The sequence below is a fragment of the Moraxella sp. CTOTU47618 genome (genome assembly GCF_032017425.1).
Lineage (GTDB): Bacteria > Pseudomonadota > Gammaproteobacteria > Pseudomonadales > Moraxellaceae > Faucicola > Faucicola tetraodonis.
Genome location: NZ_DALZPW010000004.1, coordinates 57,735 through 72,234, shown reverse-complemented (window position 1 = coordinate 72,234; position 14,500 = coordinate 57,735). Strand labels below are relative to the sequence as shown.

General features: G+C 43.5%; 12 protein-coding genes. 7 read left to right on the top strand and 5 right to left on the bottom strand.

From position 1 onward, the window contains the following. The first annotated feature begins 70 nt into the window (after positions 1-70). Complete coding sequence (gene acnB / locus RTS09_RS04940) at positions 71-2,671, top strand: bifunctional aconitate hydratase 2/2-methylisocitrate dehydratase (protein WP_312534867.1); 2,601 nt, start codon at positions 71-73, stop codon at positions 2,669-2,671. Between the two features lie 163 nt (positions 2,672-2,834). Here the strand turns inward: acnB and dinB are convergent, their stop codons facing one another. Beyond that, positions 2,835-3,890 (bottom strand): DNA polymerase IV, encoded by a 1,056-nt coding sequence (gene dinB / locus RTS09_RS04935; protein ID WP_312534864.1) that lies wholly within the window; start codon positions 3,888-3,890, stop codon positions 2,835-2,837. A gap of 434 nt (positions 3,891-4,324) precedes the next feature. On the opposite strand from dinB, the gene RTS09_RS04930 reads away from it, so the two are divergent. After that, positions 4,325-5,284, top strand: a complete 960-nt coding sequence (locus RTS09_RS04930; protein WP_312535018.1) for a TerC family protein — start codon at positions 4,325-4,327, stop codon at positions 5,282-5,284. A 63-nt stretch (positions 5,285-5,347) separates the two neighbouring features. On the opposite strand, the gene RTS09_RS04925 is transcribed toward RTS09_RS04930, so the two are convergent. The 3 genes from RTS09_RS04925 to RTS09_RS04915 form a co-directional block, all read right to left on the bottom strand. Further along, a complete protein-coding gene (locus RTS09_RS04925) occupies positions 5,348-6,280 on the bottom strand; it encodes a manganese-dependent inorganic pyrophosphatase (protein WP_312534861.1) in 933 nt (310 codons plus the stop codon). Between the two features lie 127 nt (positions 6,281-6,407). Further along, positions 6,408-7,592: an aspartate aminotransferase family protein gene (locus RTS09_RS04920; RefSeq protein ID WP_312534859.1), complete on the bottom strand. Its 1,185-nt coding sequence runs from the start codon at positions 7,590-7,592 to the stop codon at positions 6,408-6,410. 79 nt (positions 7,593-7,671) lie between these two features. Next, positions 7,672-7,884 (bottom strand): DNA gyrase inhibitor YacG, encoded by a 213-nt coding sequence (locus RTS09_RS04915; protein WP_040404327.1) that lies wholly within the window; start codon positions 7,882-7,884, stop codon positions 7,672-7,674. Between the two features lie 90 nt (positions 7,885-7,974). Between RTS09_RS04915 and RTS09_RS04910 the strand changes: the two genes are divergently transcribed. Then, entirely contained in the window at positions 7,975-8,613 is a 639-nt protein-coding gene (locus RTS09_RS04910) for a methyltransferase domain-containing protein (RefSeq protein ID WP_312534857.1), read from the top strand. On the opposite strand, the gene RTS09_RS04905 is transcribed toward RTS09_RS04910, so the two are convergent. Beyond that, complete coding sequence (locus RTS09_RS04905) at positions 8,610-9,554, bottom strand: RDD family protein (protein WP_312534854.1); 945 nt, start codon at positions 9,552-9,554, stop codon at positions 8,610-8,612. The genes RTS09_RS04910 and RTS09_RS04905 overlap by 4 nt on opposite strands. Positions 9,555-9,750: 196 nt before the next feature. Between RTS09_RS04905 and RTS09_RS04900 the strand changes: the two genes are divergently transcribed. The 4 genes from RTS09_RS04900 to RTS09_RS04885 all read left to right on the top strand — a co-directional run bounded on the left by RTS09_RS04900 (position 9,751) and on the right by RTS09_RS04885 (position 14,500). Continuing rightward, the gene (locus RTS09_RS04900) at positions 9,751-10,680 is read left to right on the top strand and encodes a DUF3025 domain-containing protein (RefSeq protein WP_312534851.1); all 930 of its coding nucleotides are present in this window, start codon (positions 9,751-9,753) and stop codon (positions 10,678-10,680) included. Between the two features lie 179 nt (positions 10,681-10,859). Further along, a complete protein-coding gene (locus RTS09_RS04895; protein WP_312534849.1) occupies positions 10,860-11,141 on the top strand; it encodes a hypothetical protein in 282 nt (93 codons plus the stop codon). Positions 11,142-11,351: 210 nt separating this feature from the next. Continuing rightward, positions 11,352-13,238, top strand: a complete 1,887-nt coding sequence (mnmG, locus tag RTS09_RS04890; RefSeq protein WP_312534847.1) for a tRNA uridine-5-carboxymethylaminomethyl(34) synthesis enzyme MnmG — start codon at positions 11,352-11,354, stop codon at positions 13,236-13,238. A gap of 155 nt (positions 13,239-13,393) precedes the next feature. Next, complete coding sequence (locus RTS09_RS04885) at positions 13,394-14,500, top strand: RNA-guided endonuclease InsQ/TnpB family protein (RefSeq protein WP_312534845.1); 1,107 nt, start codon at positions 13,394-13,396, stop codon at positions 14,498-14,500.

The window sequence follows — 14,500 nt, the reverse complement described above, 5'->3', positions numbered from 1 at the left end:
ACTGTGTTGTGAAGAGGGCTTGCAGACGCATGGTTAACACAATAATCTTACATGACTATGAGGACGATTCATGCTAGAGAACTATCGTAAACACGTCGAAAATCGTGCGGCACAGGGTATTGTGCCACAGCCACTTAACGAACAGCAAACGGCTGATTTGGTTGAACTATTAAAAAATCCACCAGCGGGTGAAGAAGCGACACTTGTAGACTTATTAGAAAACCGTATTCCACCTGGGGTTGACCAAGCAGCGTATGTTAAAGCGGCATTTCTAGCGGCCATCGTTAAAGGCGAAACCACTTCGCCGCTGATTTCAAAACAAAAAGCGATTGAATTATTGGGTCATATGCAAGGTGGCTACAACGTAGAACCATTAATCCAAGCATTAGATGATAAAGAATTGGCCAAAGGTGCGGGCGACGCGCTGAAAAAAACCTTATTGGTATTTGATGCCTTTAATGATGTCACTGAAAAAGCGGAAGCGGGCAATGAAGTAGCCAAAGAAGTGTTACAATCTTGGGCAAACGCCGAATGGTTCACCAGCCGTCCAGAAGTACCAAAAAAAGCCACTTACAAAACCTTCAAAGTCACCGGTGAAACCAATACCGATGATTTGTCACCTGCCCAAGATGCATGGTCACGTCCAGACATCCCACTGCACGCATTAGCCATGCTAAAAAATGCGCGTGAAGGCATTGTGCCAGACCAAGACGGCGTGATTGGTCCGATGAAACAAATCGAAGAGATGAAAAAAGACGGTATTCCATTGGCATATGTGGGTGATGTGGTCGGTACCGGTTCAAGCCGTAAATCAGCGACCAACTCAGTGTTATGGTTAATGGGTGATGATATCCAAGGCGTGCCAAACAAACGTGCTGGCGGTCTGGTATTGGGTGGTAAAATCGCACCGATTTTCTTCAACACTATGGAAGATGCTGGCTCATTACCTATCGAAGTGGATGTTAGCAAACTTAACATGGGTGATGTATTTGATATCTACCCACATGACGGCAAAATCACCAAACATGATTCTGATGAAGTGATTGCGACTTTTGAATTAAAATCACCAACGCTCCTCGATGAAGTGCGTGCCGGTGGTCGTATTCCATTGATTGTAGGTCGTGGCTTGACCAACAAAGCCCGTGAATATCTAGGTTTGGGCGCGTCTGACATTTTTGCAAAACCCGAACAACCGGTCGACACCGGTAAAGGCTATACTTTAGCGCAAAAAATGGTCGGTAAAGCTTGTGGCGTAGAAGGCATTCGTCCTGGTGCGTATTGTGAACCAAAAATGACCACCGTGGGTTCGCAAGATACCACAGGTCCTATGACCCGTGACGAATTAAAAGACTTGGCTTGTTTAGGCTTCTCTGCAGATTTGGTCATGCAATCATTCTGTCATACGGCAGCTTATCCAAAACCAATCGATGTAGAAACTCAGCACACACTCCCTGACTTCATCATGAATCGTGGCGGTGTATCATTACGTCCAGGTGATGGTATTATTCACTCATGGTTAAACCGTATGCTATTGCCTGATACCGTTGGTACGGGTGGTGACTCACATACCCGCTTCCCAATGGGTATTTCGTTCCCAGCAGGTTCAGGTCTAGTGGCGTTTGCTGCAGCAACCGGTGTGATGCCATTAGATATGCCAGAATCAGTTCGTGTACGTTTTGTCGGTGAAATGCAGCCTGGTATCACCTTGCGTGACTTGGTACATGCCATTCCTTACCAAGCCATCAAAGAAGGTTTATTGACCGTTGAGAAAGCCGGTAAGAAAAACGTATTTAACGGCCGTATCTTAGAAATCGAAGGTTTAGAAGACTTAACTGTTGAACAAGCATTCGAATTATCAGATGCCTCTGCCGAACGTTCAGCCGCAGGTTGTACTATTACCCTGTCTGAAGAATCAGTAAAAGAATACCTAACGTCAAACATCACCCTGCTCAAATGGATGATTTCTGAAGGTTATGGCGATGCCCGTACCATTGCACGCCGTATCAAAGGTATGGAAAGCTGGCTTGCCAACCCAACGTTATTACGTGCTGATGCAGATGCAGAATATGCCGCTGACATCACTATCGATATGAGCGCCATCAAAGAACCGATTCTTTGCTGTCCAAATGACCCAGATGACGCCAAAACTTTGGCTGACGTTGCGGGCGACAAGATTGATGAAGTATTCATCGGTTCATGTATGACCAACATCGGTCACTTCCGTGCAGCGGGTGCGTTGCTAAAAGAAGTACCTGCGGGTAGCTTAAGCACACGTCTATGGATTGCACCACCCACAAAAATGGATGCACGTCAATTGATGGATGAAGGTCTATACAACGTCTATGCACAAGCGGGCGCACGTACTGAAATGCCGGGTTGTTCACTGTGTATGGGTAACCAAGCGCGTATCGCACCAAAATCAACGGCTGTATCAACTTCGACACGTAACTTCCCGAACCGTTTAGGTCAAGGTGCCAACGTGTACTTGGCTTCTGCAGAGTTGGCGTCGGTGGCTGCGGTACTTGGTAAACTACCTACCAACGAAGAATATCAACAATATGCTGGTAAGCTCAACAGCATGTCAGCTGATATCTACAAATACTTAAACTTCGACCGTATGAGCGAGTATACTGAAGAAGCAAATAAAATTAACGTAGCACAGCTTACCTAACCATCGTTAGATTAAAGTTAGACTCATCTAATTTTAATTAAGTAGGATAACAATAAAGTAAGACCCTGCAACATAGCAGGGTTTTGCTGTTGTTAGCATTTACATAAAAATTTTTTGAACGTTTAGCTAAAAAATATCTTGGCAAAATTTGGTTTATAGTGGTTTATAATAATGGCATCTGTGGCGAGGCTTCAGCTTGCAGCAAATTTGAATAAGTCACTCCAACCAAACGTACAGGTAAAAGTTTTGGGGTATGGTCATATAGCCATTGAATCCAATAATGGGCATCAGATTCTTGCTCAAAGTGCGAGGAAATACTATGAGAGCGGGTAATCACACTAAAATCGCTATATTTGATTTTAATGGTGATGGTGCGAGCGTAACGCTGCTTTTTTTGTAAATCTTTAAACGCTTGGCTATTTTCGCGATATAAGGCAGCCACAATGACTTTATCATCCATGGTATTGTGCACAAACGTTGTCTCAGAACCGACAGATTTATGGTTGCGCTCAGCTTTAACCTCTCGATTATCAATACCATGTGCAATCTGGTGAAAGAAATCACCCCGTTTGCCAAAGCGTTGTTTTAATACGTCCGCGGGCGTATTGCGTAAATCCAATCCTGTAAATATACCCATGTCATGCAACATTTTGACGGTGGCTTTGCCAATCCCGTGAAATTTTTTTACCGGTAAATTGGCGATGAAGTCCAATCCTTGCTCAGGTGTGATAACCGCAATTCCGTTGGGTTTATTTAAATCTGACGCGATTTTGGCAAGCATTTTGTTATAAGACACCCCGGCTGAAGCGGTCAGCTGCGTTTGTCGCAAAATCTGTTGGCGAATGCGATTGGCGATTAGCGTTGCAGAATTTTTTTCATGCGGGCTATCGGTCACATCCAGATATGCCTCATCCAGTGATAAAGGTTCGACCAGTGGCGTATATTGGTGCATGATGTTACGAATTTGCTCACTGACTTCACGATATACCTCAAAGCGTGGTTTGACAAAAATTGCTTGGGGGCATAGTTGACGGGCTCGATAGCATGACATGGCAGAATGCACACCAAACTTGCGTATCTCATAACTTGCTGCTGCGACGACACCGCGCCCATTGGGATCACCGCCAACCACCAATGGTTTACCTTGTAACTCAGGATTATCCCGTTGCTCAACACTGGCAAAGAACGCATCCATATCGATATGAATAATTTTACGCATGGTTGTTAGTTTACCATCCTAACTGTGCGGGGAAAGTATTTAATTAACTTGTTAAACACAAAGACGCTAGCTAACATAAACAATAAATTCAAAATTTACTGATTGATAAATTCAATTGATAAGTCGTCGTTAATCTGCTACATTATCGCTATCAAGGGGAGTAACTTCTCACTTCAGCAGTTTGTGATTTATCGTCATTACGTAAGTAGCCGCTTACCGGTAAATCAGCTATTTTTTAGCCATATATTGAGCTAATTATCAAATAGTAAGCCAGACCTTGACTTAACACAACCACATATTTGGTCGGTGTGAGTCAAGGTTTTTTTGTGCTTAGCATTTCCCAAAATCCTTTGACTTATTGCCAGCCATAGTTTGTAAATGCATACTAAGGAGCGATAATGTTACTTGCAGCAGTGAATCAAATGACAGAACCCATGAGCATTGGCAGTCCCATGCTGTATGCTGTGTTCTTTGCTATCGTAGCAATACTATTATTGGTTGATTTTTTTACCTTTAAAACCCCAAAAAATGGTGAAGCGGTTTCGATGAAACAAGCGGGTATTTGGAGTGCCATTTGGGTGGGCGTGTCTGTGTTGTTTGCAGGCGGTCTATGGTGGTACCTATCACAAAATTTTGGCAATGCTATCGCCACTCAAAAAGTAGGGGAGTTTTTTACAGGATATTTACTGGAAAAATCGCTCGCCATTGATAACGTTTTTGTATGGCTGATGATTTTTGCGGCGTTTGCGGTGTCGCCTGCGATGCAACGGAAGATTTTACTGTACGGGGTGATTGGTGCGATTGTCATGCGGACGGTGATGATTTTTGCAGGGGCTTGGCTTGTCACGGAGTTTAGCTGGATTTTATATATTTTTGGTGCGTTTTTGCTGTACACGGGTGTAAAAATGTGGCAAAACCACGATGAGCAAGAAGACCCAAAGCAGTCAGGGCTGTATAAGTTTTTGCAAAAATATCTGAGGGTCACTGATGATATGCACGGTGATAAATTCACCATCATCAAAAATGGCGTAAAATATTTTACCCCGTTAGCGGTGGTACTTATCTTGGTTGAATTGTCGGATGTGATTTTTGCGGTGGATTCGATTCCTGCAATTTTTGCGGTCACTACCGACCCGTTTATTGTTTTGACGGCAAACTTGCTGGCTATTTTGGGTCTAAGGGCGATGTTCTTCTTGTTGTCGGGTTTGGCGGATAAATTCCATTTATTGCCTTATGCGCTTAGTGTCATCTTGGTGTTTATTGGCGCAAAAATGCTGCTGCTTGATGTGTTCCATGTACCGATGGCTATCTCGTTAGGCTTTATTGCCGCCGTGCTAACAGTGACAGCGATTTTATCGGTAAAGTTTCCGAATTTGGGTAAAGTTGAAGCATAAAAAATATTTTTGAATATAAAAAAGGGCTAACAATTTAGCCCTTTTTTGTGGATTAAAAACTGACTATTTGGCATAAAATGCTTCTAAAGTAGGCACAAATTGTTTTTTTCGGCTGACCAAGTGACCCAAATCAAGCAATTTATCATTGAGTCTAGTATTAAATGCTTGCGCAATGATTTCATTTTGTGCGTCGTTGCTACTAACCGCCCAAGACTGCTGTTGTAAAATATCAACAATAATAACTAGCATATAATCCAAGCCATCTCTTTGGCGGATTAGTTCACTGGCTTGTTGGATGCCCTCAATGCGCGAAAACACCACATCAGGTTTAACAGTTTCGATACTAGCGATTGCCCATTTTTTATTTGAGAACATAAACTGTTTATAATCGGTAGTGACTAACGCATCATCCGTTAAGTCGCTGATATTGCTTTTTGCATCGAATAATTGATTGGCAAAGCGGTTTATATCGTGAATCCCTGCAAGGTGGATGACTGCTTGTAACGCTTGCTTGTCACTGTCTGTAGTGGTAGGACCTGTCAGATTAAGCGTATCAGATATGATTGCACCTGCCATCAATGTTGCCATTTGCTGAGAAATCAGCAAATTTCTTTCCTTTAACATTTGATATAAAATGGTGCTGGTAGAGCCGACAGGCTCAAAACGAATATAGGCAGGTTCGGCAGTGGTTAAATCACCGAGTTTATGATGGTCGACAAGGTAACAAATATGGGCATCTGCTAGATTGGCAATCGATTGCTGGCTTTCGTTATGATCGACTAAAGCAGCGGGTTGGTCAGGCTCAAGATGGGTGAGTAATTCTGGTAATCGGACTTTAGCCAGTTCCATTAAAAATTTGGTTTCTTGATTGATATCATCTAAGCGGTAACTTTTGGCATCAATACCTTGTTGATTGAGCCAATAGGTCATGACGATGGCGGATACGATAGCATCGGTATCTGGTTTTTTGTGCCCAAAAACAGCAATGGTTGTCATAAAATTACCCCAATATAAAACACAGCTATTATATCATCTTGTCAAAATCAAACGGTTGACTGGCAAGTTTGCGATGAAAAAGCCGATATTGACTAATCGGCTAACTTTATCATTAAGTGCAAAAAAACTACAGGGCTGATTGGATAAGTGAAATAATGCGTTCACTAATTTGACTGGTTTCATCGGCACTCATGTTAAGCGGTGGTAATAAACGAATGGCATTACCGCCTGCCACATTGATGATTAGATGATGATTGTCACGCGCTTTATCGACCAAGCTATCAAATGCAATGCCGCGATCCTGTGGCATCACCACCCCTAGCATCATGCCTTTTCCGCGTACAGTAACCCCTTGGCTGCCCAGCTCGCTGGTGATTTGCTCAATCAATGCTGCGCTATTGCTTAGCGTAGTTGCCATCATATTTTCATCATCAATGACATCAATCACTTCGCTAACCACACGGCAAGCAAGCGGTGTACCGCCATACGTTGAGCCGTGTGAACCATAGCTAAAAATATCATTGGCTTTTGCGCTGGTCATGCACGCACCCACAGGAAAACCATTCCCCAACCCTTTTGCTGTGGTCAAAATATCAGGTTTGATGGATGAATATTGATAAGCAAAGTATCGCCCCGTACGACCATTGCCCGTTTGCACTTCATCTAAAATCATTAGTAAGTCATGGTCATCACAAACTTTACGAACTTGGGTTAAAAAATCAAAGCCATTGGCAGCGGTATTGACGCCACTTTCACCTTGGATAGGCTCAAGCATCACAGCGCAAACATTGTCGTTATCGGCAATCGCTTGGCTAATCGCTTCAATATTCCCAAAAGGCACGCGAATAAAATCATCATCTAAGGTAAAAAATCCTGCTCTAGCCATTGGATTTGCGGTAGCGGATACGGTCAGTAAGGTGCGTCCATGAAACGATTTTTCCATCACAATCACTTTGGCTTGGGTTTGCCCACGATTTGATGCAAACAGTCGCGCCATTTTTAATGCCGCTTCGTTGGCTTCGGCACCACTATTGGCAAAAAATACTTTATCCATGCCTGCGACTTGGCATAACTTTTCACCCGCGCGCTCTTGCCAATCAATACCAAAAAGATTGCTGGTATGCACAAGCGTTGCGGCTTGATCGGCAATCGCGGCAGTGATACGCGGATGACAATGCCCCAGGCCACAGACAGCAATCCCTGTTAACGCATCCAAATACGGCGTTCCGTCAGCGGTATAAAGGTAACTACCTTGACCTTTAACAAAGCTAATGGGCTGGCGTTTGTAGGTGGGGAGTAAATAAGAGCTCATGGGGATTCCTTTAATTATAGTCAGTGAATCATAGTTAGCAAATCATAGCTAGCGCAATCACTAACCAATCAAATCTACATTATTTAAAAGCGTCTAATTCGTCACTAAACGGGGTGTCTTCTGCACCGACTTTATAGTCCTCATTTGCCCAAGCGCCTAAATCAATGAGCTTACAGCGTGCACTGCAAAATGGCTTAGTGGGGTTATCTGCCCAAACGGTGGGTTTGCCGCAGCGCGGACAGGGATAAGTTTTGACAGGTGCATTTGATGGGGTGGGCTCGGTTTTAGACATAAACAAAAGGTATTCTGAAAAATGGTGTATCGGATTATTTGCCATAGTATACTATAAATCCTTTTTTTTGGGCGAATCAAGCAACTGTTCATGCTAAGTCATCAATTTACTAGACCGTTTCAACCCGATCGTATCCGTCATCCCAGAGATTTTCAGCCACTTGCCGCAACGTTTTGGCAGCAACCTGCCATTTTTCTTGAAATCGGTGCAGGCAAAGGCAAGCATGCGCTGAGTTTTGCCAGCGATAATGCCAATGCCCATCTCATCGCGATTGAACGTACCGCAGAAAAATATCAAGCCATGCAAAAAATGGCGAATCAAGCAAAGTTGTCTAATTTAACCACTATTCATGCCGATGCCATTGCTTGGGTCACCCATGCTGTGCCCGCGCAAAGCTTGTCAGGGGTGTTTATTCTTTACCCCAATCCAGAGCCGCATAACCCCAACCAACGCTGGCTTAACATGCCGTTTTTTGAGTGGTTGCTGTCTCGGTTAAAACCAAATGGCGAGCTTATACTTGCCAGTAATATTGAAAGTTATATAGAGGAAGCTGAGCATAAAGCACAGACAGTTTGGCAAGTACCGGTGGAGAAAACCCAAGTACCCCATCATAGTGAACGCACGCATTTTGAGGTGAAATACCTAGCGCGTGGCGAGGCTTGTTGGCAATTGAGCATAAAAAAACCGCATGGTTATACCACACGGTTTGATGATTTTAATTTACTCTAATCAGGTTTTAACGCAAGGGGCGTGGTTTGGGTGTCATCGGCACGTACCACATAAGTTTTGGCGATTTTATCATGTAGGCTTAATCGCTCTTTGCTGGTGAGCATCATGACCAAATCAATGACTAACACAACCAAACCAAAAATGGATAAAGAATAAGCCAATGTGGTAAATAACCCACGCATAATGATTAAGTTAAAAAATCCAGGAATGGCATTGGATTGGCGATCCAAAATACGTATGCCCATTATCATCTTACCGATGCTCTGACCACGGCGCATCAATAATAGGACTTGCGCAATGATTAAGCCCCATACCAAAATATTGGTTAGCAGCAATATATGCTCAGGTAACGCTGACATAAGTTCCATCTGCTGGGCAGACGTCAATCGGGTTTGTCCTGCTTCTGCCCATTTGAGTAATTTATCAAAATTTGGGCTGTTATACAGGGAGATGAACAGGGGCGACGACGCCAATACCATAAGCAGGGTATCTACCAATTTTGCTGCGATACGACTACCGATGCTGGCAAGGTCTAACTGTTTTTTGGCATGAGCAATGTCTTGGTTTGAGCTAAGTTTTTTGGTCAATGTGACCTTGGTAGGGTTAGGAGATTTGTGCGGGTTATTCGCCGAATACCGATCCCAAACATTCTCAGCGTCTTCTGAAGGCGATATAGGATTAGGCGTGTTGTTAATAATATAATCTGCTTCATCAGAGGCGGGCTGCTCGCGTTGGTGGGTATCGACTGGCAAGCTTTCATCCATCGTTGGACGGTAAAAAAATTGCCCATCCGTCATCGCATTGACTGTGTTCCAGTTATCCATCCCTTGATGCCACATCAAATCAGTGAGTAACACTTGCCCTGTCGCAAGCATTTGATTGAGTTGTTCAAGGGTATAAGGGCCGGCTTGCACATTATTGCGAGCTAGAAAAATATGCATGTAATAACTCTACTTCTACTGGGTGGTAAAATTTGAATGACTGTATCTTATTATATGATGTTTTGCAACATCGCGCCAAAAATCGCTTATTATATCAAACAGGCGATGCAAAAAATCGCGCTAGGCTGAAGTAAGCTAATATTTTTGGTTCAGCCTACGCTTATTTTTCTTATTCTTATATTGTCAGATTGTATTTATGTCAGTAACTCATCCCACCAACGCCAGCATTGATTTTGATAAACCTTGGTATCACTATTTGACTTATTTTCCGTATTTTCCGGAGCTTGACGCAAAACACAGTCAGGCAACACACAGTTATGCCCCTGCTATCAATGCCATCAATATTGTTGAAAATTTGAACGCTTGTTTGGATGGATTTGAGGACGTAAACGCCAGCCGTATAGCCAATTTTGAAAAATTACCGATTCGCTTTGTTGAACAAGCGTGTCTGCCTGAGGGTGAGGCTTATGAGAGTTTTATTGCCAACACAGGTAAAATCCCAACCCGTGACAATCACCATGATTTGCTGAACGGTTTAATTTGGCTAAACTTTCCGCAGTCCAAAGCGGTATTTAACGAACGCCATGCCAAAGATATTTTGCAACATGGTATTCATAACGCCAGAACAGCGCTGCGTAATGCGTTAACGGTATTTGATGAAAATGGCGGCATTGTGGTGAGTTCAGATAGACTATTGCTTGAACAGTTACAAGCCTTTAAATGGAAAACGGCTTTGGTCACGCATAGAACAAATTGGTTGGGTCAACATCGTACCATTGCCTTTTTTCCATTTGGTCATGCCCTGCTTGAAAAATTGGTTAACCCAAGAAAAAATATCACCAGTCATACCTTGCTGATTTTAGTAGATGAGGGTTGGTTTGAGCAATCTATAGACAGTCAGAGAAACCAGCTTGATACCGCAATTGCTAAGCTATTTCACCAAATGGCAATACCAGATTTGGCGGGTAATGCAGTTAAGCTATCCTCCAAAAGTTTTCAGCCGTTACCTGTGATGGGTATCCCTGGCTATAGTGCTGACAATGTGCTACCCGCATTTTATCAAGATGAGGCTGTTTTCAGGCGTCCAAGAGCGTTCAGCGCGCCTATTTTTTCATTAAATGACTAATTTCACCAGTGAACAGACAATTTATAGCAGTGGCTAGAGTGGTTGGGGTGATTGCCCAGTCTATGAATCTTGCTTGATAAAAGCCGGTTAATCCGTTAGCATTAAAGCAATCTTTAGTTCATCCAGCCGCATTTATTGATGAAACTCATAATTACTAATAAAAATATTGGAGCATCAGCATGACCACCAAAGTCGTCAAAATTGATAATAGAGTTCGTATGATTACAGGTAAATTAGCCCCACATCTTGAAATTCAGTGGGAACATTATACGTTGGCAGAATTGCAATCATTGCTTGAGACGGTGGTTCGTTTTGAAATTGAGCACAACTTTCGTCGTCATAAAGATTATAAAGATAGCAAAGGCGCTAACATTCAAGTGTTTAATGATGCCAACGAACTTAAAGTCACGAGTTTAAAAGATGAGTTACTAATCATCCGCGATAGCCAAATCGATTCATAATAAATATGAATCCGTGAATGAATCAAAATCCAAGCCGAATGACTTGGATTTTTTTATGAGTTAGATTTTTTCGTCATGTCGTTGGTAATTGTTGAAGCAAAATATCACCCCAAATACTCAATGATTGGCATTGATAAAAAAATAATTGATAGCCGTTTAAGCATGGTATAATTGTCAGTTTTTATTGACAAGCGAATCATGGGTGACACGATGAAATACCCTAAAATTTACGACGTAATTGTGATTGGTGGCGGTCATGCTGGCACAGAAGCGGCGCTAGCTGCTGCGCGCATGGGCCAGCAGACGCTGTTATTGACGCATAATATTGAAACCTTGGGACAGATGAGCTGTAATCCTGCGATTGGCGGGATTGGCAAGTCGCATTTGGTGCGTGAAGTCGATGCGTTGGGTGGTGCTATGGCGCTTGCAACCGACAAAGCAGGGATTCAGTTTCGTGTGTTAAATAGCCGTAAAGGTGCCGCTGTCCGTGCCACACGCGCGCAAGCAGACCGCATTTTATATAAAGCGGCGATTCGCTATACCTTAGAGAATCAGCCAAACTTGGATATCTTCCAACAAGCGGCGGATGATATTTTGGTTGAAAACGGCAAAGCGGTAGCCGTGGTTACCCAATCGGGGATTGAATTTGCTTGCGGGGCAGTGGTGTTGACCTCTGGCACTTTTTTAGGTGGTACTATTCATATTGGACTAGAAAACCACAAAGGTGGACGTGCAGGCGATCCGCCTTCCATCCGTTTGGCAGATAGATTGCGTGAACTCAAGCTGCCCGTTGGACGTCTCAAAACAGGCACGCCACCACGCATTGATGCGCGCACAGTGGATTTTAGTGTCATGACCGTGCAGCCAGGGGATACACCACTGCCAGTCATGTCCTATTTGGGCGATGTGTCCATGCATCCGCGCCAAATCAACTGCTATATCACCCATACCAATGAACGCACCCACGACATTATCCGCAGTGGGCTAGATCGCTCACCCATGTATTCAGGTGTGATTGAAGGCATCGGTCCTCGTTATTGCCCATCGATTGAAGATAAAATTCATCGGTTTGCTGATAAAGACAGCCATCAGATTTTTATTGAGCCTGAAGGGTTGACCACCCATGAGCTTTATCCCAATGGGATTTCAACCAGTCTGCCATTTGATATCCAGCTAGCTTTAGTACGCTCGATGAAAGGGCTGGAAAATGCGCACATCTTGCGTCCTGGCTACGCAATTGAATACGATTATTTTGACCCGCAAAATCTTAAACCAAGCCTTGAAACCAAATCGATTGATAACCTATTTTTTGCCGGTCAAATCAATGGAACGACAGGGTATGAAGAAGCGGCTGCGCAAGGTATCTTAGCTGGCTTAAATGCCGCACGTCGCACCCAAGGACTGGATGCTTGGACACCGCGCCGCGACCAAGCCTATATCGGTGTGTTGGTAGATGATCTCATCACCCATGGCACTAAAGAGCCGTACCGTATGTTTACCAGTCGTGCCGAATACCGTCTGCTGCTACGGGAAGACAATGCCGATCAACGTTTAACAGAAATTGGTCGTGACTTAGGACTGGTGGACGATGCGCGCTGGCAAGTGTATAGCGATAAAATGACAGCGATTGAGCGAGAAACCGCACGTTTACGCTCGCTTTGGGCAACGCCCACTAATACGCTGGGTCAATCATTTATCGATAAAACCGGCGAAGTACTGACCAAAGAGAATAACGCGCTTGATTTGTTAAAACGTCCGAATGTGTCATTTGATGATATTAGCGAATTGACCGAATCGCCCGTGTCTGCTGAAGTGGGTGAGCAAATTGAAATTGGTGTCAAATACGCCGGTTATATCGATCGTCAGCAAGTTGAAATCGGTCAGATGAAAAAACTTGAACACACGCTGATTCCAGACGATTTTACTTATCATGATATCTCTGGGCTTTCCAATGAAATCGTGCAAAAACTTGAAAAGGTGCGCCCAACCACGCTTGCCCAAGCCAGTCGCATTAGCGGCGTCACGCCAGCTGCGGTACAGCTTTTGGCTATGATGATTAAAAAAAGCAAAAAAGCGCGTGAAGTGCTAAGCTCTTAACTTTAATCCATGCTTGATAAGTCCCAGGGTATTGCTATGTGCCATACTTGGGACTTTTTTATCCTCTGTTGCCGTAAAACCACCGACTTTAGGCGGTGGATATAAGGCAACTCATACACTATAACGCTTGCATAAATTTTGCTAAAATAATTTGCATGAAAACACTCAAGCTACGCATACGAGACAAACATACTGATAAACTCAACCGCCTAAGCGGTTCGGTCAATTTCGTATGGAACTACGTCAATGACTTGAGTTACAAGCACCTACAAAAAACTGGCAAATTCCTTTCAGCCTACGACCTAAACGAATACACCAAAGGTAGCGGTGAATTACTGGGGTTACACTCGCAAACCATTCAAGCCATCAACGAAACCCACGCCAAAGCTAGAAAACAATTCAAAAAAGCTAAATTATCATGGCGAACCAACAACCCAAATTCAAAACGTAAATCATTAGGCTGGCTACCCTTTAAACAATCCGCCATCAAACACATTGCTACCCACCAAACAAGTAAAAAAGGCTTAAAATCCACCTTACAACTATCTTTAGCCAAAGGACAAAAACTAGTCATCGACCTATGGGACAGCTACAACCTATCGCTTTACCAAATCAACACACTAGAAATCGTCCAAGACAGCCGTAACCGTTGGTATGCCTGTATCACCGTCAAAGACTACCCCAAACAATCATGCGGTACAGGTAGCATTGGCGTTGACTTAGGCTTAAAAGACAGTGCCACCGCCTCAAATGGCGATAAACTACAAATCAAACAAACGCTAAAATATGCAAAACAATTAGCTATAGCCCAACGCTCAAACAACAAAAAACGTATCAAGGCTATCCATGCCAAAATCAAAAACACAAGGCAAGACCTAATCCACAAATTCACCACCCAATTAGTTAAGGCTAATGCCCTAATCGTGGTAGGTGACGTTAGAACTAGCCAATTTAACAGTAAAAAAGGCAAACTAGCCAAATCGGTTTACGATGCAGGTTGGTTTGAACTCAAACGACAACTGACCTACAAATGCGAGAACGCAGGTTGCCGTTTTGAAATCGTGAATGAGAAATACACTACCCAGACTTGCTCGTGTTGCGGTCAAATTGACCGCAATAGTCCGAAAGGTAGAGCAGGTTTGCGAATAAGAGAATGGACTTGTGCAATGTGTGGCACATGGCATGATAGAGATATTAATGCCAGTCGGAACATTCTTGCGGTCGGGCTTGACCGTCTGGGAGCAGGAATCCCCGAACGATAG